This window comes from Pseudovibrio axinellae, from assembly GCF_900110875.1.
Taxonomy (GTDB): domain Bacteria; phylum Pseudomonadota; class Alphaproteobacteria; order Rhizobiales; family Stappiaceae; genus Pseudovibrio; species Pseudovibrio axinellae.
Map to the genome: position 1 here is coordinate 56,612 of NZ_FOFM01000005.1, position 25,248 is coordinate 81,859.

The following is a 25,248-nucleotide window of genomic DNA, read 5'->3' on the forward strand; positions in this document are numbered from 1 at the left end:
CGCTCCGGTCAGTTTGGATACACCCCAAAAAAAGACAAGGCTGTTAAGCCTTGCCTTCCTTGATGACGACTTTGCCGCCGGCCTTCTCAACTGCTTCAACAGCAGTTTTAGACGCGCCAGCAATTTCGAAGTTCACAGCAGTTTTCAGCTCACCGTCGGACAGAAGGCGAACGCCATCTAGAACGCGGCGAACAACGCCAGCTGCGACAAGTGTTTCAACTGTAACTGTAGCGGAAGCATCAAGCTTACCAGCTTCAATCGCAGTCTGAACACGACCCAAGGACACAATGTTAAGGTCCTTAGCAAAAATGTTGGTGAAGCCGCGTTTTGGAAGACGACGGTGCAATGGCATCTGCCCGCCTTCAAAACCCTTAATTGCTACACCCGAACGGGACTTCTGACCTTTGACACCACGGCCGCCAGTCTTGCCCTTGCCAGAACCGATACCGCGTCCTACGCGGGTCCGATCCTGTACTGCACCCGGATTATCCCGGAGTTCGTTGAGCTTCATGATAGTTCTCCCGGTCCGCTTATGCTTCGTCTACAACGCGAACCAGATGCTGAACCTTACGGATCATGCCGCGTACTTCTGGAGTATCCTTCAGAGTACGACGACGGTGCATCTTGTTCAGACCCAGACCAACCAGCGTTGCGCGCTGATCAGCAGGACGGCGAAGCGGGCTACCGATCTGTTCGACCGTTACGGTCTTTTCAGTATTAGCCATGACACTAACCCTTGTTCATCAATCAGTAAGATCGAGGCTTACGCCCCTGCCTTCACTGGTGCCGCATCATCGTTGTCACGACGGCGTGCCTGTAAGGTAGATACCTTAAGACCACGACGTGCTGCAACAGAACGCGGGCTGTCTTCTTTTTTCAGTGCATCAAAGGTGGCACGAACCATGTTGTATGGGTTGGAAGTTCCGAGGGACTTCGCAACAACATCCTGAACACCAAGTGTTTCAAACACAGCACGCATTGGACCACCAGCAATGATACCGGTACCGGCTGGAGCCGCACGCAGGATAACTTTACCTGCGCCATGACGACCTTCAACATCGTGATGAAGCGTCCGACCTTCGCGAAGTGGCACACGAACCATAGTACGCTTAGCAGCTTCTGTTGCTTTGCGGATGGCTTCTGGCACTTCACGAGCCTTACCGTGACCAAAGCCTACGCGGCCCTTCTGATCACCAACTACTACAAGGGCAGCAAAGCCGAAACGACGACCACCCTTAACTACTTTAGCGACGCGGTTGATGTGAACAAGCTTATCGACAAACTCGCTGTCGCGCTCTTCACGATCCCGATTATCCTGTCTCGCCATAATAATGTTTCCCGTTCTCTAGGAGCACCTACAGGCGCCGATCAGAAGTTCAGACCGCCTTCACGTGCTGCATCTGCCAAGGCCTTTACACGGCCATGGTAGATGTAACCACCACGATCAAACACGACTTCTTTAATGCCAGCAGCGATAGCACGTTCAGCAATTAGCTTGCCAACAACAACAGCAGCATCTTTGTTGCCACCGTATGCTATCTTCACGTCTTTCTCAATGGTAGACGCTGACGCAAGGGTCACGCCCTTGGCATCGTCGATGATCTGAGCGTAAATCTGCTTGGATGAGCGGAAAACGGATAGTCGAGCACGACCATTCGCTACCTTTGTGATCGAACGGCGCACACGGGCGCGACGACGTTCGAAAGAATTTCCATTCGCCATGGTCCGTACCGTTACTTCTTCTTGCCTTCTTTACGGACGATAAACTCATCCGCATAACGAATACCCTTGCCCTTGTATGGCTCGGGTGGGCGATATTCGCGAATATTCGCGGCAACCTGCCCTATTTGTTGCTTATCAATGCCGTTGATGACAATTTCTGTCGGCTTCGGACATTTGATTTCAACACCCTCAGGGATGTCAAATTTGACATCGTGAGAGAAGCCAAGAGCTAGATTAAGGGTTTTACCCTGAACCTGAGCACGGTAACCAACACCGGTAATCGCCAGCTGCTTTTCGAAGCCGGAGGTCACACCAGTGATAAGGTTAGCAACCATAGTGCGGGACATTCCCCACAAAGAACGCGCGTTCTTGGTCTGGTTGCGCGGATCAAGACGGATACCATCATCCGTCATATCGACCGAAACGAGATCGTTGACCACGAAGGAGAGTTCCCCCTTCGGGCCTTTAACGATAACATTCTGGCCGTTGATCGTTGCCGTTACCCCGCTTGGCACGGGGACTGGCTTCTTGCCAATTCGAGACATAAGATCAACCTGTCTGTTATTTTAGTTAATCGTGCTATGCCGCGTCAGAAGACGCGGCAGAGTACTTCACCACCCACATTTTTCTCACGTGCATCGTAGTCTGCCATAACGCCCTGAGGAGTTGACAGAATAGAAACACCCAAGCCGTTTGCAACGTGTGGGATGTTCTTGACTGAAGAATACACACGACGACCAGGTTTTGAAACGCGCTCGATGGTGCGAATCACTGGCGTACCGTCGAAGTACTTCAGTTCAATTTCTAGTTCGGACTTTCCGCCACCGAAGTCTACTTCAGTGTAACCGCGGATATATCCTTCCGCAGCTAGAACGTCCAGGATGCGTGCACGCAGCTTAGAAGCGGGTGTGCTTACTTTAGATTTGCGACGCATTTGCGCATTACGGATGCGCGTGATCATATCCCCGACTGGATCGGAAATCGACATAGCAGTAACTCCTTACCAGCTCGACTTCACGAGACCCGGGATCTTGCCCATGGAACCCAACTCACGAAGCGCAATACGCGACATCTTGAGCTTGCGGTAGTAACCGCGTGGGCGACCTGTGACTTCACACCGGTTGCGTACCCGTGTAGGCGCAGAATTGCGCGGCAGCTTTGCAAGCTGTAGCCGGGCAGTAAACCGCTCCTCCAGGGAAAGACTCTCGTCCTTGGCCATCGCCTTCAGGGCAGCGCGTTTTGCAGCAAACTTGCTTACAAGTTGCTCACGCCGCTTATTTTTCTCGACCGCGCTTTTCTTCGCCATCGTCTGTCCTCGTTCCTTTCCCGTATACCGCTTTTATTTGCGGAACGGGAAGTTGAACGCGCGCAGCAGTTCACGCGCTTCGTCATCGGTTTTAGCATTGGTACAAACAACAATGTCCATACCCCACATTTGATCTACTTTATCGTAGTCAATTTCAGGGAAAACAATGTGTTCTTTAAGTCCCATAGCGTAGTTGCCACGTCCGTCGAAGCTCTTCGGATTCAGGCCGCGGAAATCACGTACACGCGGAAGCGCGATTGTGATCAAACGATCCATGAATTCGAACATCTGATTACGACGAAGAGTAACTTTAGTACCCAGTGGCATATCTTCACGAACCTTAAAGGTCGCGATAGATTTCCTAGCACGGGTAATAACCGCCTTTTGACCAGCAATCAAGCTAAGATCTTCAGCAGCGATACGAGCTTTCTTACTATCACCAACAGCTTCACCAACACCCATGTTCAAAACGATCTTTTCGACCGAAGGGATCATCATTGGGTTGGTGTAGTTAAACTTCTCCTGAAGCTGGCCACGCACTACATCTTTGTAGTGCGCTTTGAGCCGTGGAGTGTAGGTAGCGTCAGCCATCAATCACGTCTCCTGAACGCTTAGCGACACGAACCGTGGCGCCTGCATCATTAGTCGTGAAACCGACGCGGGTCGGCTTGCCATCCTTAGGATCAGCAATGGCAATATTGGAAAGCTGAATTGGAGCTTCCTTAGTGATGATTCCACCTTCGCTCTGCTGGGTCTGGCGCTGGTGACGTTTCACCAAGTTAACGCCACGCACGACAGCGCGGTTTTCGGATGGAAGCATCTGGATAACTTCCCCAGACTTTCCTTTGTCACGACCGGCTATTACGACGACATTGTCGCCTTTTTTGATCTTCGCGGGCATCAGAGCACCTCCGGCGCAAGCGAAATGATCTTCATGTGATTCTTGCCACGCAGTTCACGAGGAACTGGGCCAAAAATACGTGTTCCGATCGGTTCTTTGTTGTTGTTGATCAGCACGGCCGCATTGCGGTCGAAACGGATCACACTGCCGTCAGCACGACGGATGTCTTTAGCCGTGCGAACGACGACCGCTTTCATCACGTCGCCCTTTTTAACACGACCCCGTGGAATTGCTTCTTTGACGGAGACAACAATTACGTCGCCAACGCCAGCATACTTCCGTTTGGAGCCGCCGAGCACTTTGATGCACATGACACGACGTGCGCCTGAATTATCGGCTACGTCGAGGTTTGTTTGCATCTGAATCATGACTCGTCGCCTTATTCTTTCTCAGTGTCCTAAAAATTAGGAGCACTGGATGCGTTCACTAGCTCGCTGCTTCCGAAGAAACAACGGTCCATTTCTTATTCTTAGAAATTGGAGCACACTCTTCAATCTGAACCGTGTCACCAACCTTGTAAGAATTATTTTCGTCATGCGCACGATACTTCTTCGAACGGCGCACAACTTTTTTCAGCAATGGGTGGGTAAAGCGACGCTCTACCTTCACCGTTACTGTTTTCTCGTTCGCATCGCTAACAACGACACCCTGCAAAATACGCTTTGGCATCATTAGCTCCTTATGCGTTATCAGACATACGCTTGTCGCGCAGTACTGTCTGGATCCGCGCAATGTCCCGCCGAACCTGACGGACTCGGGCGGTGTTTTCGAGCTGACCAGTTGCTCTCTGGAAGCGTAGGTTGAACTGTTCTTTTTTCAGTCCTTCCAAGCTATCTTTGAGCTCATCAGAGGTCTTAGCTCTTACGTCGCTAGCCTTCATGGCTTTTTCCTTTCGATGCCCGACTTACTCACCGATGCGCTGGACGAACCGGCACTTGATCGGGAGCTTGGCGGCGGCCAGACGGAATGCTTCACGAGCAATCTCTTCGGACACACCATCAACTTCGAACATGATACGGCCCGGTTTTACCCGGCAAGCCCAGTACTCAGGAGAGCCTTTACCCTTACCCATACGGACTTCCGCAGGCTTGGTGGACACAGGCACGTCCGGGAAAATTCTAATCCACACGCGACCCGCACGCTTCATGTAACGGGTCATTGCACGACGGGCTGCCTCAATTTGGCGAGCGGTGATCCGCTCTGGTTCCAAGGCTTTCATGCCAAAAGAACCAAAATTGAGGTCCGTACCACCCTTGGCGTTGCCATGGATGCGGCCCTTGTGCTGCTTGCGGAACTTAGTACGCTTTGGTTGCAGCATCGCTTTTCTCTCGCTTTAATAGTTAAGCCGTGTGAAGGCGCTGCTTACGCAGCGCGCTCACGCCGACCGCCACCTTGGCGTTCGCTCTTGCCACCACCTTCGGTCGCACGACGTTCAGAAGCCATTGGATCATGCTCAAGGATTTCGCCCTTGAAGATCCAGACTTTAACGCCACACGCGCCGTAAGCGGTGTGTGCTGTAGCAGTACCGTAGTCGATGTCTGCACGAAGAGTGTGCAGAGGCACACGACCTTCACGGTACCATTCGATACGTGCGATTTCCGCACCACCAAGACGACCACCGCAGTTAATACGGATGCCCTGGGCGCCAAGACGCATTGCAGACTGAACTGCACGCTTCATGGCACGGCGGAATGCAACACGACGCTCGAGCTGCTGAGCGATAGATGCTGCAACAAGCGCTGCATCAGTTTCCGGCTTGCGCACTTCAACGATGTTGAGGTGCACTTCCGAATTCGTCATCTCGGACAGCTTCTTACGAAGACGTTCGATGTCTGCACCTTTTTTACCGATAACAACACCTGGACGACCAGAGTGAATAGTTACACGGCATTTCTTGTGCGGACGTTCGATGACGACCTTGGAAATAGCCGCCTGCTTAAGTTCTTTAAGCAGGTATTCGCGGATGCGAAAATCTTCATGAAGAAGATCGCCGTATTCGTTCTTGCCGGCAAACCAACGAGAATCCCAGGTCCGGTTAATACCAAGGCGGAAGCCAATTGGATTAATCTTCTGTCCCATCAGGCAGTCTCCTCAACTTCCCGAACAACGATAGTCAGGTTGGAAAACGGCTTTTGAATCCGTCCAACGCGACCACGCGCCCGTGGCTGAAAACGCTTCATTACAAGCGCCTTGCCAACGAAGGCCTCGGCGACGACGAGATTGTCGACGTCGAGATCGTGATTGTTTTCCGCATTTGCAATGGCTGACATCAAAGTCTTTTTGACATCGCCAGAGATACGCTTGCGAGAGAAGGTAAGGTCAGCAAGAGCTGCGCCAACCTTCTTACCGCGGATCGATGCAGCAACGAGATTTAGCTTCTGCGGGGAAACCCGCAGCATCCGGCATACTGCCTTCGCCTCGCTGTCGGCGAGCGTCCGCTCACGCTTCTGCTTGCCCATCTTTACTTCCTCTTTGACTTTTTGTCAGCACCATGACCGTAGTAAGTACGAGATGGAGCGAATTCGCCCAACTTGTGACCCACCATGTCTTCGCTGATCAAAACGGGAATGTGCTTCTGACCGTTATATACGCCAAAAGTCAACCCCACAAAGTGCGGCAGAACGGTAGAACGACGGCTCCAGGTCTTAATGACCTCATTCCGGCCGGATTCACGAACCTTTTCCGCTTTCTTCAGGAGGTAACCGTCGATGAACGGCCCTTTCCAGATCGAACGTGCCACGATCCGTTCCTCTACTTCTTACGCGCGTGACGAGAACGAACGATAAACTTATCGCTGGACTTGTTACTGCGTGTGCGTTTGCCTTTGGTCGGTTTACCCCAAGGAGTAACCGGATGACGTCCGCCTGATGTACGACCTTCACCACCACCATGAGGGTGATCGACAGGGTTCATAGCAACACCGCGAACATGTGGACGACGGCCCAACCAACGGGAACGACCAGCCTTACCAAGGTTGATGTTCGAGTGGTCCTGGTTGGAAACCGCACCAACGGTTGCCATACAGGTGCCGAGTACACGACGCTGTTCGCCGGAAAGCAGACGGATTACTGTGTAACCAGCGTCACGACCAACGATTTGAGCATAGGCACCAGCGGAACGTGCAAACTGTGCACCTTTGCCTGGCTTAAGCTCAATGTTGTGAACGATCGTACCAACTGGGATAGAAGCCAGCGGCATAGCGTTGCCCGGCTTAATATCTACAGCTTCACCCGCTACAATCTTATCACCGGCAGCAAGACGCTGTGGTGCAAGAATGTAAGCCTGCTCACCATCATCATAAGTGATGAGAGCGATGAACGCGGTACGGTTCGGATCGTATTCAAGACGCTCAACAGTGCCGACAACATCGAATTTACGACGTTTGAAGTCAACCAAACGGTATGTGCGCTTATGCCCACCACCGATGTTGTTTGCAGTCTTGCGACCGTAGTTGTTACGACCACCGGACTTTGAGAGACCTTCAGTCAATTTCTTGACTGGTTTGCCCTTCCAAAGATCGGAACGGTCTACCTGGACCAGCTGACGACGGCCAGGAGATGTCGGATTAAATGTCTTAAGTGCCATTTTGTCCTACCCCTTAAAGACCGGTCGTCACGTCGATGGATTGACCATCTTCCAGTGTGACTACAGCTTTCTTGAAGTTGCTCTGCTTACCTACAACACCTTTGAAACGCTTGGTTTTACCCTTACGGATCAGAGTGTTGACAGATTTGACTTTTACGCCAAACAAAGCTTCAACAGCTGATTTGATTTCCGGTTTAGTGGCAGTGAGAGCAACCTTAAAAACAACCTTGTTCTCTTCAGAAGCAAAAGTCGCCTTCTCGGTGATCACCGGTGATACGATTTTGTCGTAGTGAACGAGCTTACTCATTAGAAGCGCTCCTCCAAAGCTGCAACTGCCGCTTTGGTCAGGACAAGCGTATCACGACGAAGAATGTCGTAAACGTTGATACCCTGTACCGGCAGTACATCTACGAGTGGAATGTTACGAGTAGCCAAACCGAAGTTTGCATCTACATCAGAACCGTCCACAAACAGCGCACTCGTCAATCCGAGGGAACCGAGCTGTGCAATCAGAGCCTTGGTTTTGGCTTCTGCTGCTTTCGCATCTTCAACAACAACGAGGTTGCCAGAAGCTGCTTTAGCAGACAGGGCATGCTTCAGACCCAACGCACGAACCTTCTTAGGAAGATCGTGAGCGTGCTCGCGCACTACTGGACCAAATGCTTTACCACCACCGCGGAACTGAGGAGCCTTACGGTTACCGTGACGTGCACCGCCAGAACCTTTCTGGCGTACGAATTTTTTGGTGGTACCATTAACTTCGGAACGACCCAAAGTCTTATGTGTACCAGCCTGGCGTTTTGCAAGCTGCCAGCGTACTACACGCTGAATAAGGTCGACACGTGGCTCGAGACCAAAGATCTCATCAGACACTGTGATCGAACCCGCTGCGTTACCGCCGAGGGATTTAACCTCGAGTTCCATCACTCACCTTCCTTACCGGCTTCCGCCACTGCAACAGAAGAGTTCTGACGGAAAGCACCTGGCATAGGCACGTTCTCTGGCAGAGACTTCTTGATTGCATCACGCACAAGGATCCAACCGCCTTTAGAACCAGGTACAGAGCCCTCAACCATGATCAGACCACGTTCAACGTCGGTCCGAACCACTTTAAGGTTCTGAGTGGTAACGCGCTCGCTACCCATGTGTCCGGCCATTTTCTTGCCTTTGAACACCTTACCTGGATCCTGACACTGACCAGTGGAACCATGTGCACGGTGAGAAATCGAAACACCATGAGAAGCACGCATGCCCCCAAAGTTGTGTCGCTTCATCGCGCCAGCAAAGCCCTTACCAATCGAGGTGCCGGTTACATCCACAAACTGACCGTTAAGAAAGTGGTCAGCTGTAAGCTCTGCACCAACTTCGATCAAATTGCCTTCAGAAACACGAAACTCTGCGAGTTTGCGCTTTGGTTCCACTTTTGCAACTGCAAAGTGGCCCCGCATTGCGCGGTTCGTGTTCTTAACTTTTGCTGCACCTACGCCCAACTGAAGCGCAGTGTAGCCGTTCTTGTCTGCCGTCCGGTGAGCAACAACTTGACAGTTGTCTAGACGGAGCACTGTAACGGGCACGTGTTCACCTGCCTCGTTATAGATGCGGGTCATGCCCACCTTCTGTGCGATCACTCCAGAACGCATCACTGTGTCCCCTTGCCGCACTTAAAGCTTGATCTCGACGTCAACGCCAGCAGCCAGGTCGAGCTTCATCAAAGCATCTACTGTCTGTGGAGTTGGATCGACGATGTCCAAAAGGCGCTTATGAGTGCGCATTTCAAACTGATCACGGCTCTTTTTATCAACATGCGGTCCGCGAAGTACTGTGTACTTCTCAATCCGCGTCGGCAACGGAACTGGTCCACGCACTTGTGCGCCGGTCCGTTTTGCCGTGTTCACGATTTCCTTAGTGGAAGCGTCAAGAACACGGTGATCAAACGCCTTAAGGCGGATCCGTATATTCTGACCGTTCATGACTAATCCTTAACTGAGTAAGACAACTGCGGTTCAATATGAAGATGAACCGCAGTCCAAACTCAATTCTTATTCGATGATTTCAGCTACAACGCCAGCGCCGACGGTACGACCGCCTTCGCGGATAGCGAAGCGCAGACCATCTTCCATAGCGATTGGCACGATAAGTTCAACCGAAACTGAAACGTTATCACCAGGCATCACCATTTCTGTGCCTTCTGGCAGAGAAACAACACCGGTCACATCAGTCGTACGGAAGTAGAACTGCGGACGGTAGTTGGTGAAGAATGGAGTATGACGTCCACCCTCTTCCTTGGTGAGGATGTAAGCCTCAGCCTTGAACTTGGTGTGAGGATTAACGGAACCTGGCTTACACAAAACCTGGCCACGCTCAACATCTTCACGACCAACACCGCGGATCAATGCGCCAATGTTATCGCCAGCTTCACCCTGATCGAGCAGCTTGCGGAACATTTCAACACCGGTAACGGTAGTCTTAGCTGTTTCTTTAACACCAACGATTTCAACTTCTTCGCCGACCTTAACGATACCGCGCTCAACACGACCGGTTACAACAGTACCACGGCCGGAAATTGAGAACACGTCTTCGATAGGCATCAAGAATGGCAAATCGCGTGGACGCTCTGGAGTTGGGATGTACTCGTCAACTGCAGCCATCAGTTCAACGATCTTGTCTTTACCGATCGCATCGTCGCGATCTTCAAGAGCAGCAAGAGCTGAACCAGCAATGATTGGAATATCATCGCCTGGGAATTCGTAGGAAGAAAGAAGTTCACGAACTTCCATTTCTACGAGTTCAAGCAGTTCTTCATCATCAACCTGGTCAACTTTGTTCATGAAGACAACCAGCGCAGGCACACCAACCTGACGAGCGAGCAGGATGTGCTCACGTGTCTGAGGCATTGGGCCGTCTGCAGCATTAACAACGAGGATCGCACCATCCATCTGCGCAGCGCCGGTGATCATGTTTTTCACATAATCGGCGTGACCTGGGCAGTCAACGTGTGCGTAGTGACGAGCTTCGGTCTCATACTCAACGTGTGCTGTTGAAATGGTGATACCGCGAGCACGCTCTTCAGGAGCGCCATCGATTTCGTCGTATGCTTTAAAATCACCGAAGGATTTAGTAATCGCTGCGGTAAGGGTAGTTTTGCCGTGATCAACGTGGCCGATAGTGCCGATGTTGACGTGTGGCTTATTACGTTCAAATTTTTCTTTAGCCATCGGATTTCTCCGTTCTCTCTGTAATCCCTTTGACTGATGAATTTGAGGTTAGGCGAACTTCGCCATAACCTCATCTGCAACAGCCTGTGGGACCTGGTCGTAATGATCGAACACCATGGAATACTGCGCACGTCCTTGGGACATGGAACGCAAATTGTTCACGTAGCCAAACATGTTGGCCAGCGGAACCATAGCAGTGATAACGGTCACGACACCGCGGTTTTCGGTACCAGCAATCTGTCCACGACGGGAATTCAGATCACCAATGACATCACCCATGTAATCTTCAGGGGTAACAACCTCAACCTTCATCACTGGCTCGAGAAGTTTCGGACCAGCTTTGGCCACGGCTTCACGGAAACCAGCGCGCCCTGCGATCTCAAACGCGAGTACCGAGGAGTCAACATCGTGGTAAGCACCATCAGTGAGGGTAGCTTTAATGTCGACCATCGGGAAGCCAGCGAGTGGACCAGAGGACATGACGGATTCGATACCTTTAGAAACACCAGGGATGTATTCTTTAGGAACGTTACCGCCAACAATCGTGTTAGCAAACGCAAAACCTTCACCGACTTCATTCGGCTCGATTGAGAGTTTGATGCGAGCAAACTGGCCAGTACCACCGGACTGCTTCTTGTGGGTATAATCCACATCGGCAGACTTGGTAATGGTTTCACGGTAAGCAACCTGAGGTGCACCGATGTTTGCTTCAACCTTGAATTCACGCTTCATGCGATCAACAAGGATATCCAGGTGAAGTTCACCCATGCCAGCAATAATTGTCTGACCGGATTCTTCATCTGTCTTCACGCGGAAGGACGGATCCTCAGCAGCCAGGCGGTTCAGGGCAAGGCCCATCTTTTCCTGGTCACCTTTGGTTTTAGGCTCAACTGCGATCTCGATAACCGGATCCGGGAACTCCATGCGCTCCAGAATCACAGGCTTCAGAGGATCACAAAGCGTATCACCAGTGGTCGTGTCCTTCAGGCCTGCGATAGCAACGATGTCACCTGCGTAGGCTACATCAATGTCATCGCGGGAATTTGAGTGCATCTGCATCATACGACCAACGCGTTCGCGCTTGCCCTTAACAGTATTCAGCACGGATGAGCCTTTATTCAGCACACCAGAGTAAATACGTGCGAAGGTCAAAGAACCAACGAACGGATCGTTCATGATTTTAAATGCGAGCATACCAAGCGGCTCTTCATCAGAAGATTCGCGTACGGTTTCTTCTTCAGTCTTGGCGTCGATACCTTTAATCGCCGGCACTTCTACCGGGTTAGGAAGGTAGTCTACAACAGCATCAAGAAGGGGCTGAACACCCTTGTTCTTAAACGCCGTACCGCACAATACTGGAACGAAGTCACCAGCAATGGTACCCTTACGAATAAGCTCCTGAAGCTTTTCATTGGATGGCATCTCGCCTTCCAAGTAAGCTTCCGTTGCTTCTTCTTCAACTTCTACTGCGATCTCGATCAGTTTATCGCGGTATTCAGCAGCTTGGTCAGCAAGATCAGCAGGAATATCCAGCTCATCCCAGCTTGCACCAAGGCTCTCACCGTTCCAAACCAAAGCTTTCATCTTCAGCAGATCGATAACGCCAGCAAATTCGCTTTCAGCGCCGATTGGCAGCTGGAGGCATGCTGGAGTTGCACCAAGACGTTTCTCGATCATTTCTACACAACGGAAGAAATCAGCACCGAGCTTGTCCATCTTGTTGACGAAGATCATGCGTGGAACGTTGTACTTATCAGCCTGACGCCATACGGTCTCAGTCTGAGGTTCAACACCAGCATTCGCATCGAGAAGTGCAACAGCGCCATCGAGAACACGCAGGGAACGCTCAACTTCAATCGTGAAGTCAACGTGACCTGGAGTATCAATGATGTTCAGTCGCTTACCGTTCCAGTGGGCAGTCGTAGCAGCTGAAGTAATGGTAATACCACGCTCCTGCTCCTGCTCCATCCAGTCCATGGTAGCTGCACCATCATGAACTTCACCGATCTTATGGGACTTACCAGTGTAATACAGAATACGTTCTGTAGTGGTCGTCTTACCAGCATCGATGTGAGCCATGATGCCGAAGTTACGGTAGTCCTCGATTTTGTGCGTACGTGACATAGCGTCAGCCTCTATCCAGAAAGATTACCAACGGTAGTGCGCGAACGCACGGTTAGCTTCAGCCATCCGGTGGGTATCTTCGCGCTTCTTAACGGAGTTACCACGGCCATTCGCTGCATCCAACAATTCGCCGGACAAACGACCAACCATAGTGGTTTCGTTACGGCTGCGAGCTGCAGAAATCAACCAGCGGATAGCAAGGGCCTGACGACGCTCTGTACGAACTTCGACTGGAACCTGATAGGTTGCACCACCAACACGACGGGAGCGAACTTCAACCTGTGGCATAACGTTTTCGAGCGCCTGATGGAACATCTCGAGAGGGCTAGCCTTGGATTTGTTTTCGATCACATCGAAAGCACCGTATACGATGCGTTCAGCAGTGGATTTTTTACCATCGAGCATTACTGCGTTCATGAACTTAGTAACGACGATATCTCCGAACTTAGGATCCGGAATAACTTGACGCTTTTCAGCGGCGTGACGGCGGGACATATCGGTCTATATCCTATTATTTCGGACGCTTAGCGCCATACTTGGAACGACGCTGTTTACGATCTTTAACACCCTGTGTGTCAAGAACGCCACGGATGATGTGATAACGGACACCAGGCAAATCCTTTACACGACCACCACGGATCATGACAACGGAGTGCTCTTGGAGGTTATGACCTTCGCCCGGGATGTAGCCAATAACTTCAAAGCCATTGGTCAAGCGGATTTTTGCCACTTTACGAAGCGCTGAGTTAGGCTTCTTAGGAGTGGTTGTATATACACGAGTACACACGCCGCGCTTTTGCGGGCATGCTTCCATCGCAGGAACTTTGTTCCGCTTCGCCGGCACTTTGCGCGGCTTGCGGATCAACTGGTTGATCGTTGGCATAATTTGCCCTTTAACTACTTTTGCTCTTCGACCGGACGCAGTAACTGGTAGACATACGCAAGCGCACCAATTCCGTAGATAAAATCTACGGAAGGCGCTGCGAAAACCAGAGGACCACGGATAAACCGCGGTCTTGCATTCGACTTGTATTCGCCTTTGAACCCGACAGCGTTTAAGCTTCAGTACTCCGAGGCGAGACGCCTCAGGAGAAGGACATTGCTTACTGCCTGTCATAAGGTAGCCGGAACCTACTCATCAGGACACTGTTCGTCAAGTCCCTTCCAAGAGATTCTTAGCCACGGGAGTTCATATTAAGGGTGCTTTACACTAGGATTCAGGCAAAACTAGATATCTAGGCTGAAAACCAGAGTTTTAGAGGTCCACAATTCTCTATTTCGCCTCGGCACGCCGCCATCTAGCAAAATGAAGCAGGACTCGCGCGACAATATCGATGAAAAACCTTGAGTCTTGATTCTCCGCTCAAACACTATACGCCCAGCACATAGTTCGCAGCCCCCATCAAAGGCGTTGCGTTTAGCGCATGCCTTAAAACAATGTGACAACAAGATTGATAGGAATAACGGAAAACAGCGTTGAGCACGTGATGATCGCCGCCATCAGGGCCCTCCCCCCCACTTGACGCGCCCATATATATGAGTTGGCCGCTCTGGGCATCACAGAACTGATGATGCTGGCAATCGCACGCCCCTCGACACCGAAAGTCGCGGCAGCTACCGAAAACAAGATTCAGGAATTTTAGCGTACACCGCCCTGAAGGATGAACGACGCCGACGCACGCGACACCTTCAGCAATGGGCTGGCCAGATGAAGCCCCAGGCACTAACCAAAGTTCCCAGCAGTACAGCTTCAATGACCGGAGCAATTGCATGGACGTCCAATGACGTCTGCCCGATTGAAAAAATAAACAAGGCGGGAAAGAACACATACTATGTCAACTGTTCCAGTGTCTTCCAGAAGCTTTCAGTTGCTCCAAACGAGCGACGAAGCAATGCACCGGCAATCACGACGGTGAATGTGGGGGCAATTTGCAGAAGCGTGATCAACAGAATGCAGTCGGTTTCGTTCTCCGCAGTGTCGCCGCGCAAGACCCTTTGCGCCCACTCCATAAGCATAAATTTCGTTGCTCTGCTCAAACGGTCTCCTGAATCTATTTGGTACGGAGAATCTTCCATAGCAAAACGAAGCATGCCTACCCCACTGTCGGGCTGGAGCGCAGAAGCGCTCCAACATCCAATGGTTGCAGCTCTTCGAAGGCGTGATATGGCGGCACCGCAGCTCCAACTCAGTCAACGACAGACAGTCCCCGCATTATCTTCGCCACCGACCTCGCTATCCGCACGGCCCCTCTAAACTCTCCATAGGAAGAGGGAAACGGAAACTATGGTGAGAACCCAAAAAGCAAGGTAATTGCCGGTTGCCCCGCATGCCCAAGCTGCAGGGCCGGATGGCGGATCGCAAACTCGGTGAGAGCAGCGCTCCTTAACAACTGTACTCACTCAACTTCATCAACACCGCCATAAGACAGTCGCGCTTTTGGAGGATCTACGTAGCTTTCAAATTGTGATTTTGCAGAGCTTGCGCCATCGTGAGGCCCCGCGCATAGAGCAGACCTCAATCTTCAAGTTCTCCAGAGCCGTCTCTGGCGTATACTCTGAGATATCTTTTTCAAAGCAATAGCGATTGCTGTTGTGATCAAGCCCTATATATCCCTGGCGTTCCGCATCACGTAGACGCTGCAGCTCAACAGCCGCTTGAACCGTAACAAAATCTGCACCGCCCTCCTCCAGAGTCAAACCAGCTTGAGATGAGCGTGCCCACTCACCATCTGCCCTTACCTTGGCGATAACCTCCAACCCGTTACGGCATGTGCCGAAGCTCAGCCGCATACCCGGCAGCTCATGCTGCAACATCTGCCCAAACATTTGATAGGTGCTGCGCTCACAGGTCTGCTATCGGGTCACAGGGTTGCACGCATGAAGATGGTAATATCTGACACCACCAGCATAAAGCGCCCTAGCCTCGACTACCGTGTCGCTCACCCCCACTGGAATATCATCACCGAGAAGCATAGCATCAACATCGCTCTGTCCGCCGCCATGATTTTTGGGCGTAAATTTGGCCCTGTTGACGCACAACCAAGAACCAACTTTTCTCGTTTTGCCGCTGATACTACAGAAACCTAACTGGCACTTTTATCAGCGAGGACTTTTAGTAAGAACTAAAGCAAGAGCACGTCTGGTCGCCGCACTCACTTTTTCAAAAGCGCCCCATCAACTCAGCGGTGCCTCCCCTCACGAGCCCAACAACAGCTTCAGCCCCAAGCACCCATGCATTCGCAAATGCTAGCGCATCAAACGCAAAAAAAGGAGAGGTCACCCTCTCCTTTCCTTAAACTACGTACTCATCGTCTTTTGATCTTAAAAAGTGATCACAGAGACGTTGCCTGCCAAAGCATCCTTATAAGGCTGAACGAAGAACTCTTCCTCTGGAACCTCGGTGATATATCCCAGCTGATCAAGAGCTGCATCAACAAAGCCCTGCTCACCCAATGCTTCAACTGCCCGGCGAACAGCTCCATCATCGTCAGGTGCGGTCACCATGACATGGAAAGGAAGAGCATCTTCTTCGTTTCCGTTTTCCTCTTTCCAGGCACGACCCATAATCAGGTAAACCACTGGAGGAGTGTCTTCGTCATTTGTTTCGTCGTTCACATCAGACATTTTGTTTCCTTCATCGCGCTTCCAACTCGGTCCGGTTCAACCAGAAAGAAGCGCGTCAAATCAATTTCCTAATACGCTTCCACCGACCCGCTTCCGGTTCCAAAGGTGAAAGACGCATACGTCCTGTATGGGTCAGATCCGCAGGTCGCGCATAGGCAACCGCCTGCCATAAACGGAAAAGCCGCCCCGAGGGGCGGCTCAACCTAATTTTAAGATGTCAAAGACACTAGAATTGACCGCCGCGGCTGAAGTCTTCCAGAACGGAATCCGCACTTGCAGCTGTTGAAGCTGAACGGCGCGCATCCTGGATGAGATCATCACGCAATGTCGCAATCTTACGAGTGCGGCTCATTGCCCCGCCTGTACCAGCAGGGATCAGACGACCAACAATAACGTTCTCTTTCAGACCATCCAGTGGATCGATCTTACCAAAGACAGCTGCTTCAGTCAGAACCCGAGTTGTTTCCTGGAACGATGCAGCAGAGAAGAACGAACGAGTCTGCAAACTTGCTTTGGTGATACCCAGCAGAACTGGAACACCCTTAGCAGGGTCACGTGCATTATCAACTGCACGCTGGTTTGCTGCTTCAAACTCGATCTTATCAACCTGCTCACCAGAGAAGAACTCTGTTTCGCCCGGATCAGTGATCTCAACTTTCTGCAACATCTGGCGAACAATCACTTCGATGTGCTTATCGTTGATGCCCACGCCCTGAAGACGGTACACTTCCTGAATTTCGTTCACGAGGAACGCTGCAAGCGCTTCAACACCCTTAATGGCAAGAATGTCGTGCGGTGCCGGGTTACCATCGACCAGGTATTCACCCTTCTCGATGATATCACCTTCCTGCAGGTGGAAGTGCTTGTTCTTCGGAATGAGGTACTCAACAGGCTCCAGGCTCTCATCGTTAGCTTCGATGATAACACGGCGCTTGTTTTTGTAATCACGACCAAAGCGGATCGTACCGTCGATTTCTGCGATAATCGCATGATCTTTCGGACGACGTGCTTCAAACAGTTCCGCCACACGTGGCAGACCACCGGTGATGTCTTTCGTTTTTGCAGATTCCAAAGGAATACGTGCAAGAACGTCACCAGCAGAAACCATATCGCCTGGCTGAACCGACAGGATCGCATCAACAGAAAGCAGGGAGCGAGCGTCGCCACCACGTGCTAGCTTTTTGATCTTTCCACTATCGTCTTTAATGATCATCGCAGGCTTCAGATCTGCACCACGCTGAGAAGAACGCCAGTCGATCACGACGCGCTTGGTAATACCAGTCGCCTCATCTGCAGTTTCCTGAACAGAATGACCATCCACGAGATCTTCAGAGTCCACACGGCCAGATACTTCCGTCAGGATCGGACGAGTGTATGGATCCCATTCAGAAATACGATCACCACGCTTGATGCTGTCACCTTCGTCAACGAAGACCTTACCACCGTAAGTCAGACGGTGCGTAGAACGCTCGTTGCCGTCACTGTCAACAATCACAACAGACATGTTACGTGCCATGACGATGTGGTTGCCGTCAGAGTCGCGAACCACATTGCGGTTGCGGATCTTAACAGTGCCTTCGAAGTTGGATTCGATGAAGGAACTATCAACAACCTGTGCCGTACCACCAATGTGGAACGTACGCATTGTCAACTGAGTACCAGGCTCACCAATGGACTGTGCAGCAATAACACCAACAGCTTCACCGATGTTTACTGGAGTACCACGGGCAAGGTCACGGCCATAACAGGTCGCACACACACCAGTCTTGGTATCACAAGTCAGCACGGAGCGGATCTTGACCATCTGGACCTTGGCAGCTTCAATCTGCTCAACATCCTTCTCGTCAATCAAATGCCCCTTCGGAACAACGACTTCACCAGTCTTGTTGTTCACAATATCGGTTGCAGCCGTACGGCCAAGAACACGCGTTCCAAGGCTCGCGATCACGTTACCAGCGTCAACGATAGGCTGAACAGTAATACCACCTTCAGAACCACAATCGGGCTCAAGGATGATGCTGTCCTGCGCAACGTCAACGAGACGACGTGTCAGGTAACCGGAGTTCGCAGTCTTCAACGCCGTATCGGCAAGACCCTTACGGGCACCGTGGGTGGAGTTGAAGTATTCGAGAACCGACAGGCCTTCTTTAAAGTTCGCGATAATCGGGTTTTCGATGATCGAGCCATCTGGCTTAGCCATCAGACCACGCATACCACCAAGCTGCTTCATCTGAGCTGGAGAACCACGTGCACCGGAGTGCGCCATCATGTAAACAGAGTTCATCTGTTTCTGACGACCAGTGTCTTCTTCAAACTCAGTCGCAGAGATGCGACCCATCATTTCATCAGCAACTTTGTCAGTACACTTCGCCCAAGCGTCAACAACCTTGTTGTATTTCTCGCCCTGAGTGATCAGACCGTCATTGTACTGCTGTTCGTATTCCGCAACCATTGCAGTGGTGCTTTCAACGAGCTTCGCTTTGGTATCAGGGATAACCATGTCATCCTTACCAAACGAAATACCAGCATGACATGCGTTTTTGAAGCCAAGCTGCATGACGCGGTCACAGAAGATCACTGTCTCTTTCTGACCACATGCACGATAAACCGTATCGATCATCTGAGAGATGTCTTTTTTGGTCATCAGCTTGTTACAAACGTCAAACGGAACTTCGAAGTGCTTTGGCAGCAGTTCAGCAATCATCATTCGACCTGGTGTGGTCTCATAGATTGCAGAAGTTGGGTTACCCAGCTCATCAACGCTCTTGAAGCGACCACGGATTTTGGTGTGAACCGTGATGGCTCCGCTTTCCAATGCGTGGTGCAACTCACCCAAGTTACCAAAGGCCATGCCTTCGCCTGGCTCACCATCTGCCATAATAGACAGGTAGTAAAGGCCAAGAACAATATCCTGGGACGGAACGATGATCGGACCACCGTTTGCCGGGTGCAGAATGTTATTGGTAGACATCATGAGGGTACGGGCTTCAAGCTGCGCTTCCAGAGAAAGCGGAACGTGAACAGCCATCTGGTCACCATCGAAGTCAGCGTTAAACGCGGAACATACGAGTGGGTGCAGCTGGATAGCCTTACCTTCAATCAGGGTAGGTTCGAATGCCTGGATACCAAGACGGTGAAGCGTTGGCGCACGGTTCAACAGAACCGGGTGCTCACGGATCACTTCATCAAGAATATCCCAAACTTCCGGACGTTCTTTTTCAACGAGCTTCTTCGCCTGTTTAACAGTGGAAGAGTAACCCTTCGCGTCAAGACGGGAGTAGATGAACGGCTTGAACAGCTCAAGCGCCATCTTCTTAGGCAAACCACACTGGTGCAGCTTCAGCTCAGGACCCACGGTAATAACGGAACGACCGGAGTAATCCACGCGCTTACCAAGAAGGTTCTGACGGAAACGACCCTGCTTACCTTTCAGCATATCTGAAAGGGATTTCAAAGGACGTTTGTTAGCACCCTGAATCACACGACCACGACGACCATTATCGAACAGCGCATCTACAGATTCCTGCAGCATACGTTTTTCGTTACGGATAATGATGTCAGGCGCTTTAAGCTCGATGAGACGCTTCAGGCGGTTGTTACGGTTGATCACACGGCGGTACAGATCGTTCAGATCTGACGTGGCGAAACGACCACCATCCAATGGAACCAAAGGACGAAGATCTGGTGGGATCACAGGAACAACGGTCAGGATCATCCATTCCGGGCGGTTGCCGGATTCGATGAACGCTTCAACAACCTTCAAACGCTTAGCCAGTTTCTTAGGCTTCAGCTCAGTGGTCGCTTCTGCGATTTCCTGACGGATCTTTTCAGATTCACGCTGCAGATCCATGCTGGCAAGGATCTCACGGATCGCTTCAGCACCAATCATAGCAGTGAAGCTGTCTTCACCGTATTCGTCTTGAGCCGCAACATACTCTTCCTCTGAAAGCAGCTGACGCAGCTTCATAGGTGTAAGGCCTGGCTCAATAACAACGTAGTTCTCAAAGTATAGGATGCGCTCAAGGTCCTTAAGCGTCATGTCCAGCAGCATGCCGATACGAGATGGCAGCGACTTCAAGAACCAGATATGAGCAACAGGAGCAGCAAGCTCAATGTGGCCCATACGTTCGCGGCGTACACGAGACAAGGTGACTTCAACACCACACTTCTCACAGATAACACCTTTGTATTTCATGCGCTTGTATTTACCACACAAGCACTCGTAGTCCTTAATTGGACCGAAAATCCGAGCACAGAACAGCCCGTCGCGCTCTGGCTTGAAAGTTCTGTAGTTGATCGTTTCCGGCTTTTTAATCTCACCGAACGACCAGGACAGAATTTTCTCCGGGCTGGCGATTGAGATGCGGATATGATCGAATGTCTGTGCGGGAGCCTGTTGATTGAACAGGTTCATGACCTCTTGCGACATCAGCTCTCTCCTATAATGCGCAGGTCGGGGCGTTTGCGAATTGGCAAACACCCCTCACCGGCATGAAAACATGACTTACAGCGAAACACCTTGAAAGGTATTATTCCGCGGCATCGATTGCTTCAGCGTCATCATTGGCTTTCTGACGCGGTTCCTTATCCTGCAACTCGACATTGAGGCCCAGTGAACGCATTTCCTTGACGAGAACGTTAAAGCTCTCAGGAATGCCTGCCTCAAATGTGTCGTCACCCCGGACGATAGCTTCATAAACCTTGGTACGACCAGCCACGTCATCAGACTTAACTGTGAGCATTTCCTGCAAGGTGTACGCTGCGCCATAAGCTTCCAGCGCCCACACTTCCATCTCACCGAAGCGCTGACCACCGAACTGCGCCTTACCACCCAGCGGCTGCTGAGTAACGAGCGAGTAAGGTCCGATTGAACGGGCGTGGATCTTATCGTCGACCAAGTGGTGAAGCTTGAGCATGTAGATGTAACCAACAGTGACCTGACGGTCGAACTGTTCACCGGTACGTCCATCAAACAAGGTGGACTGACCAGAAGGCTTCATCTCAGCGATCTTCAGCATGTCAACCACATCAGGTTCACGTGCACCATCAAAGACCGGGGTCGCGATGGAAACGCCTTTAGTCAGCTGTTCGCCGAGCTTAGCAATTCCTTCGTCGTCATAGTCTTTTACAGGTTCACCCTTGATGTTGTCGCCGTAGATCTCAACGACTTTGCCGCGAAGCTGTTCGATCTCGCCAGACTTACGATATTCTTCGTAAAGCTCGCCGATCTTCTGCCCCATACCGGCACAAGCCCAACCAAGGTGCGTTTCAAGGATCTGACCAACGTTCATGCGTGAAGGCACGCCGAGCGGGTTCAGAACGATGTCAACGTGTTGGCCATCTTCAAGGAATGGCATGTCTTCACATGGGTTGATTTTGGAAACCACACCCTTGTTACCGTGACGACCAGCCATTTTATCGCCTGGCTGAATCTTACGCTTAACCGCAACGAAGACTTTAACCATCTTCATAACGCCAGGTGGCAATTCATCACCACGCTGCAGCTTCTCAACCTTGTCGATGAAGCGTTGCTCAAGACGCTTACGGCTCTCATCATAAGAACCACGAAGCGCTTCAAGTTCGCTCATCAGCTGTTCGTCTTCAACGGCAAACTGCCACCACTGAGAACGTGGGAACTCGTTCAGAACATTACCGTCGATTTCAACACCCTTGCGGAAGTTCTTCGGACCACCAACACTCACATGACCGATGATCATCTCGGCCAGACGGCCATAGACGTTACGGTCAAGAATTGCCTGTTCGTCGTCACGGTCTTTCGCAAGACGTTCAATCTCTTCGCGCTCGATAGCCATCGCGCGTTCGTCTTTTTCAACACCATGACGGTTGAACACACGAACTTCAACAACAGTACCAACAACACCAGGAGACAGACGCATGGATGTATCACGAACGTCAGAAGCTTTCTCACCGAAGATCGCACGCAGAAGCTTTTCTTCTGGTGTCATTGGGCTTTCGCCCTTTGGAGTGATCTTACCAACAAGAATGTCGCCAGGTTTCACCTCAGCACCAACATAAACAATGCCGGCTTCATCAAGGTTCTTCAGGGCTTCTTCAGAAACGTTAGGAATATCGCGAGTGATTTCCTCAGGACCAAGCTTCGTATCACGCGCCATTACCTCAAATTCTTCAAGGTGGATGGAGGTGAACACGTCATCGCGAACGATGCGCTCGGAAAGAAGGATGGAATCCTCAAAGTTATAGCCGTTCCAAGGCATGAACGCGACCATAACGTTACGGCCAAGCGCCAAATCACCCAGATCAGTCGAAGGACCATCTGCAATGATATCGCCTTTACCAACGCGGTCACCTACGTTCACCAACGGACGTTGGTTGATACAGGTATCCTGGTTGGAACGCTGGAACTTCATCAAGCGGTAGATATCTACGCCTGACTTGGAAGGATCGAGATCCTCAGTCGCACGAATAACGATACGAGTTGCATCAACCTGATCAACAACACCACTACGGCGAGCGCCGATAGCAGCACCGGAATCGCGTGCCACAACAGGTTCCATACCGGTACCAACAAATGGCGCCTGTGCACGAACGAGCGGCACAGCCTGACGCATCATGTTGGAACCCATCAGTGCGCGGTTCGCATCATCGTTCTCAAGGAACGGGATGAGAGACGCAGCAACAGAAACCAGCTGCTTAGGCGAAACATCCATCAGATCAACGCGATCGGACGTCACCAGAATGTTCTCGCCAGCATGACGACACTGGATGAGATCATCTGTGAGGCGACCATCGTCGTTCATCGCCGCGTTAGCCTGAGAAACGTAGTACTTGCTCTCTTCCATAGCGGAGAGATAGACAACGTCTTTCGTCACAACACCATCATTTACACGGCGGTATGGGCTTTCAATAAAGCCATACTTGTTCACACGCGCAAAAGTAGCCAGTGAGTTGATCAGACCAATGTTCGGACCTTCCGGTGTTTCAATCGGGCAAATACGACCATAGTGAGTTGGGTGAACGTCACGTACCTCAAAGCCTGCGCGCTCACGGGTCAAACCACCTGGCCCAAGCGCTGAAAGACGACGCTTATGCGTCACTTCAGAAAGTGGGTTGGTCTGATCCATAAACTGTGACAGCTGTGAAGAACCGAAGAACTCACGAACTGCAGCAGCAGCTGGCTTTGCGTTGATCAGATCCTGCGGCATGACAGTGTCGATCTCAACAGAGCTCATACGCTCTTTGATCGCACGTTCCATACGCAGAAGACCAACACGGTACTGGTTTTCCATCAATTCGCCTACGGAGCGAACACGACGGTTACCCAAGTTATCGATGTCATCGATTTCGCCGCGGCCATCACGAAGATTGAGCAGCAGGCTGATCACTGACAGAATGTCGTCTTTACGCAGAACACGAACAGTATCTTCACACTCAAGGTCAAGACGCATGTTCATCTTCACACGGCCAACCGCAGAAAGATCGTAGCGCTCAGCATCGAAGAACAGAGACTGGAACATTGCCTCAGCTGTTTCGATGGTTGGCGGCTCACCAGGACGCATTACACGATAGATATCGAACAACGCACCTTCGCGGCCATCATTTTTGTCTGCAGCAAGCGTATTGCGGATATATGGACCAACGTTAACGTAGTCGATATCCAAAACAGGAAGATCGTGATATCCGCGCTCAACAAGCTCATGAAGAAGCTTTTCAGTCAGCTCCTCACCAGCTTCAGCGTATATCTCACCTGTACCCATGTCGACGATGTCTTCAGCAAGGTACTGACCGTACAGATCTTCATCAACGCCTTTAAGAGCTTTAACGCCCTTTTCGGTGAGTTCACGAATTGTACGTGCGGTGATTTTCTTGCCCGCTTCTACAACAACTTCACCGCTGGCAGCATCAACCATGTCGTTGATAGCTTTAGTGCCTTTCAAGCGTGCGCCATCAAACGGAACAGACCAGCTGTCCTCGCCGTTGCGAACATACTCGATACGGTTATAGAAGGTGTTCAGAATCTCGTCGCTGTCCAGACCAAGCGCCATCATCAAAGATGTTACTGGGATCTTACGGCGGCGATCGATACGTGCGTGAACAATATCCTTAGCATCGAACTCAATGTCGAGCCAGGACCCGCGGTAAGGGATCACACGTGCAGCAAACAAAAGTTTACCGGAAGAGTGCGTCTTACCTTTATCGTGGTCGAAGAATACACCTGGGGAACGGTGCATCTGGGACACGATAACACGCTCGGTACCATTGATCACAAAGGTACCGTTATCGGTCATGAACGGAATATCGCCCATATAGACATCTTGTTCTTTGATGTCTTTAACCGATTTTGCGCCGGTATCTTCATCCACATCAAACACGATGAGGCGAAGCGTAAGCTTCAGTGGCGAAGCGTAAGTCATATCACGCTGGCGGCACTCTTCCACATCATACTTTGGTGCTTCAAATTCGTAATCTACGAATTCAAGAAGGGAATTACCTGCAAAATCCGAAATGGGGAATACGGACTTAAATACGGCTTCTAAGCCTTCGTCAACGCGGCCATCTTCTTCCTTATTGACTTGCAAGAATTGGTCATAAGACGCCTTCTGCACTTCGATAAGATTTGGCATAGCCGCTACATCGCGGATGGATCCGAAATACTTACGGACCCGCTTGCGACCGTTGAACGTCTGCGTCATTGTCGCTCCTCGTATCACTCAAGGTGACGGTTCAAAAAAACGACGCCTTGCCAGAGGCAAAGAACGTAGCTTTTCAGAACCGTCCACAAAAGGCGCTGT

General features: G+C 51.1%; 31 protein-coding genes. 1 reads left to right on the forward strand and 30 read right to left on the reverse strand.

Annotated elements, in window-relative coordinates; translation table 11 throughout:
- Nucleotides 1-43: 43 nt before the first annotated feature.
- The 27 genes from rplO to BMZ51_RS12415 all read right to left on the reverse strand — a co-directional run bounded on the left by rplO (nucleotide 44) and on the right by BMZ51_RS12415 (nucleotide 15,679).
- Complete coding sequence (rplO, locus tag BMZ51_RS12285) at nucleotides 44-511, reverse strand: 50S ribosomal protein L15 (protein WP_068001582.1); 468 nt, start codon at nucleotides 509-511, stop codon at nucleotides 44-46.
- A gap of 19 nt (nucleotides 512-530) precedes the next feature.
- Nucleotides 531-725, reverse strand: a complete 195-nt coding sequence (rpmD, locus tag BMZ51_RS12290; RefSeq protein ID WP_008548093.1) for a 50S ribosomal protein L30 — start codon at nucleotides 723-725, stop codon at nucleotides 531-533.
- 38 nt (nucleotides 726-763) lie between these two features.
- The gene (gene rpsE / locus BMZ51_RS12295; protein ID WP_068001585.1) at nucleotides 764-1,327 is read right to left on the reverse strand and encodes a 30S ribosomal protein S5; all 564 of its coding nucleotides are present in this window, start codon (nucleotides 1,325-1,327) and stop codon (nucleotides 764-766) included.
- Between the two features lie 41 nt (nucleotides 1,328-1,368).
- Nucleotides 1,369-1,722 (reverse strand): 50S ribosomal protein L18, encoded by a 354-nt coding sequence (gene rplR / locus BMZ51_RS12300; RefSeq protein WP_068001588.1) that lies wholly within the window; start codon nucleotides 1,720-1,722, stop codon nucleotides 1,369-1,371.
- Between the two features lie 11 nt (nucleotides 1,723-1,733).
- Nucleotides 1,734-2,267 (reverse strand): 50S ribosomal protein L6, encoded by a 534-nt coding sequence (gene rplF, locus BMZ51_RS12305; RefSeq protein WP_068001592.1) that lies wholly within the window; start codon nucleotides 2,265-2,267, stop codon nucleotides 1,734-1,736.
- Between the two features lie 44 nt (nucleotides 2,268-2,311).
- Entirely contained in the window at nucleotides 2,312-2,710 is a 399-nt protein-coding gene (gene rpsH, locus BMZ51_RS12310; RefSeq protein ID WP_068001595.1) for a 30S ribosomal protein S8, read from the reverse strand.
- A 12-nt stretch (nucleotides 2,711-2,722) separates the two neighbouring features.
- Nucleotides 2,723-3,028, reverse strand: coding sequence for a 30S ribosomal protein S14 (gene rpsN, locus BMZ51_RS12315; protein ID WP_068001600.1), 306 nt, complete (start codon nucleotides 3,026-3,028; stop codon nucleotides 2,723-2,725).
- A 33-nt stretch (nucleotides 3,029-3,061) separates the two neighbouring features.
- Nucleotides 3,062-3,619 (reverse strand): 50S ribosomal protein L5, encoded by a 558-nt coding sequence (gene rplE, locus BMZ51_RS12320; RefSeq protein ID WP_068001603.1) that lies wholly within the window; start codon nucleotides 3,617-3,619, stop codon nucleotides 3,062-3,064.
- Complete coding sequence (gene rplX / locus BMZ51_RS12325; protein ID WP_068001605.1) at nucleotides 3,612-3,929, reverse strand: 50S ribosomal protein L24; 318 nt, start codon at nucleotides 3,927-3,929, stop codon at nucleotides 3,612-3,614. The genes rplE and rplX overlap by 8 nt, the downstream gene beginning before the upstream one ends.
- The gene (gene rplN / locus BMZ51_RS12330) at nucleotides 3,929-4,297 is read right to left on the reverse strand and encodes a 50S ribosomal protein L14 (RefSeq protein ID WP_068001608.1); all 369 of its coding nucleotides are present in this window, start codon (nucleotides 4,295-4,297) and stop codon (nucleotides 3,929-3,931) included. Before rplN ends, rplX begins: the two co-directional genes overlap by 1 nt.
- 58 nt (nucleotides 4,298-4,355) lie before the next feature.
- Nucleotides 4,356-4,598, reverse strand: coding sequence for a 30S ribosomal protein S17 (gene rpsQ / locus BMZ51_RS12335; protein ID WP_068002767.1), 243 nt, complete (start codon nucleotides 4,596-4,598; stop codon nucleotides 4,356-4,358).
- A 10-nt stretch (nucleotides 4,599-4,608) separates the two neighbouring features.
- Nucleotides 4,609-4,809, reverse strand: a complete 201-nt coding sequence (rpmC, locus tag BMZ51_RS12340; RefSeq protein WP_068001611.1) for a 50S ribosomal protein L29 — start codon at nucleotides 4,807-4,809, stop codon at nucleotides 4,609-4,611.
- Nucleotides 4,810-4,833: 24 nt separating this feature from the next.
- Nucleotides 4,834-5,247 (reverse strand): 50S ribosomal protein L16, encoded by a 414-nt coding sequence (gene rplP / locus BMZ51_RS12345; protein WP_068001614.1) that lies wholly within the window; start codon nucleotides 5,245-5,247, stop codon nucleotides 4,834-4,836.
- A gap of 44 nt (nucleotides 5,248-5,291) precedes the next feature.
- Nucleotides 5,292-6,008: a 30S ribosomal protein S3 gene (rpsC, locus tag BMZ51_RS12350; protein WP_068001616.1), complete on the reverse strand. Its 717-nt coding sequence runs from the start codon at nucleotides 6,006-6,008 to the stop codon at nucleotides 5,292-5,294.
- Nucleotides 6,008-6,388, reverse strand: a complete 381-nt coding sequence (rplV, locus tag BMZ51_RS12355; RefSeq protein WP_068001620.1) for a 50S ribosomal protein L22 — start codon at nucleotides 6,386-6,388, stop codon at nucleotides 6,008-6,010. Before rplV ends, rpsC begins: the two co-directional genes overlap by 1 nt.
- Nucleotides 6,389-6,390: 2 nt before the next feature.
- Nucleotides 6,391-6,669, reverse strand: a complete 279-nt coding sequence (gene rpsS / locus BMZ51_RS12360; RefSeq protein WP_068001623.1) for a 30S ribosomal protein S19 — start codon at nucleotides 6,667-6,669, stop codon at nucleotides 6,391-6,393.
- A gap of 11 nt (nucleotides 6,670-6,680) precedes the next feature.
- Entirely contained in the window at nucleotides 6,681-7,514 is an 834-nt protein-coding gene (gene rplB, locus BMZ51_RS12365; RefSeq protein ID WP_068001626.1) for a 50S ribosomal protein L2, read from the reverse strand.
- Nucleotides 7,515-7,527: 13 nt separating this feature from the next.
- Complete coding sequence (locus tag BMZ51_RS12370; RefSeq protein ID WP_068001629.1) at nucleotides 7,528-7,821, reverse strand: 50S ribosomal protein L23; 294 nt, start codon at nucleotides 7,819-7,821, stop codon at nucleotides 7,528-7,530.
- A complete protein-coding gene (rplD, locus tag BMZ51_RS12375; protein WP_068001632.1) occupies nucleotides 7,821-8,438 on the reverse strand; it encodes a 50S ribosomal protein L4 in 618 nt (205 codons plus the stop codon). The genes BMZ51_RS12370 and rplD overlap by 1 nt, the downstream gene beginning before the upstream one ends.
- On the reverse strand, nucleotides 8,438-9,154 hold the full coding sequence (rplC, locus tag BMZ51_RS12380; protein WP_068001635.1) for a 50S ribosomal protein L3: 717 nt from the start codon (nucleotides 9,152-9,154) through the stop codon (nucleotides 8,438-8,440). The genes rplD and rplC overlap by 1 nt, the downstream gene beginning before the upstream one ends.
- 21 nt (nucleotides 9,155-9,175) lie before the next feature.
- Nucleotides 9,176-9,484, reverse strand: coding sequence for a 30S ribosomal protein S10 (rpsJ, locus tag BMZ51_RS12385; RefSeq protein WP_008547405.1), 309 nt, complete (start codon nucleotides 9,482-9,484; stop codon nucleotides 9,176-9,178).
- A 69-nt stretch (nucleotides 9,485-9,553) separates the two neighbouring features.
- A complete protein-coding gene (gene tuf, locus BMZ51_RS12390) occupies nucleotides 9,554-10,729 on the reverse strand; it encodes an elongation factor Tu (protein WP_068001637.1) in 1,176 nt (391 codons plus the stop codon).
- Nucleotides 10,730-10,777: 48 nt separating this feature from the next.
- Nucleotides 10,778-12,853, reverse strand: coding sequence for an elongation factor G (fusA, locus tag BMZ51_RS12395; RefSeq protein WP_068004246.1), 2,076 nt, complete (start codon nucleotides 12,851-12,853; stop codon nucleotides 10,778-10,780).
- 24 nt (nucleotides 12,854-12,877) lie between these two features.
- Entirely contained in the window at nucleotides 12,878-13,348 is a 471-nt protein-coding gene (rpsG, locus tag BMZ51_RS12400; RefSeq protein WP_068004249.1) for a 30S ribosomal protein S7, read from the reverse strand.
- A 16-nt stretch (nucleotides 13,349-13,364) separates the two neighbouring features.
- Nucleotides 13,365-13,736 carry a 30S ribosomal protein S12 gene (gene rpsL, locus BMZ51_RS12405; RefSeq protein WP_040617481.1) on the reverse strand — a complete coding sequence of 124 codons (372 nt, stop codon included), beginning with the start codon at nucleotides 13,734-13,736 and terminating at the stop codon, nucleotides 13,365-13,367.
- Nucleotides 13,737-14,683: 947 nt separating this feature from the next.
- A complete protein-coding gene (locus BMZ51_RS12410) occupies nucleotides 14,684-14,944 on the reverse strand; it encodes a hypothetical protein (RefSeq protein WP_068004252.1) in 261 nt (86 codons plus the stop codon).
- Nucleotides 14,945-15,310: 366 nt separating this feature from the next.
- Entirely contained in the window at nucleotides 15,311-15,679 is a 369-nt protein-coding gene (locus BMZ51_RS12415; protein WP_068004254.1) for a hypothetical protein, read from the reverse strand.
- A gap of 51 nt (nucleotides 15,680-15,730) precedes the next feature.
- Here BMZ51_RS12415 and BMZ51_RS12420 point away from each other — a divergent pair, with 51 nt between their 5' ends.
- A complete protein-coding gene (locus BMZ51_RS12420; RefSeq protein WP_068004256.1) occupies nucleotides 15,731-15,940 on the forward strand; it encodes a hypothetical protein in 210 nt (69 codons plus the stop codon).
- Between the two features lie 234 nt (nucleotides 15,941-16,174).
- Here the strand turns inward: BMZ51_RS12420 and BMZ51_RS12425 are convergent, their stop codons facing one another.
- From BMZ51_RS12425 to rpoB, 3 genes are all read right to left on the reverse strand, one after another.
- On the reverse strand, nucleotides 16,175-16,477 hold the full coding sequence (locus tag BMZ51_RS12425) for a regulator (protein ID WP_068004259.1): 303 nt from the start codon (nucleotides 16,475-16,477) through the stop codon (nucleotides 16,175-16,177).
- A 226-nt stretch (nucleotides 16,478-16,703) separates the two neighbouring features.
- Complete coding sequence (gene rpoC / locus BMZ51_RS12430; RefSeq protein ID WP_068004261.1) at nucleotides 16,704-20,906, reverse strand: DNA-directed RNA polymerase subunit beta'; 4,203 nt, start codon at nucleotides 20,904-20,906, stop codon at nucleotides 16,704-16,706.
- A gap of 100 nt (nucleotides 20,907-21,006) precedes the next feature.
- Nucleotides 21,007-25,149, reverse strand: coding sequence for a DNA-directed RNA polymerase subunit beta (rpoB, locus tag BMZ51_RS12435; protein WP_068004264.1), 4,143 nt, complete (start codon nucleotides 25,147-25,149; stop codon nucleotides 21,007-21,009).
- Between the last annotated feature and the right edge of the window lie 99 nt (nucleotides 25,150-25,248).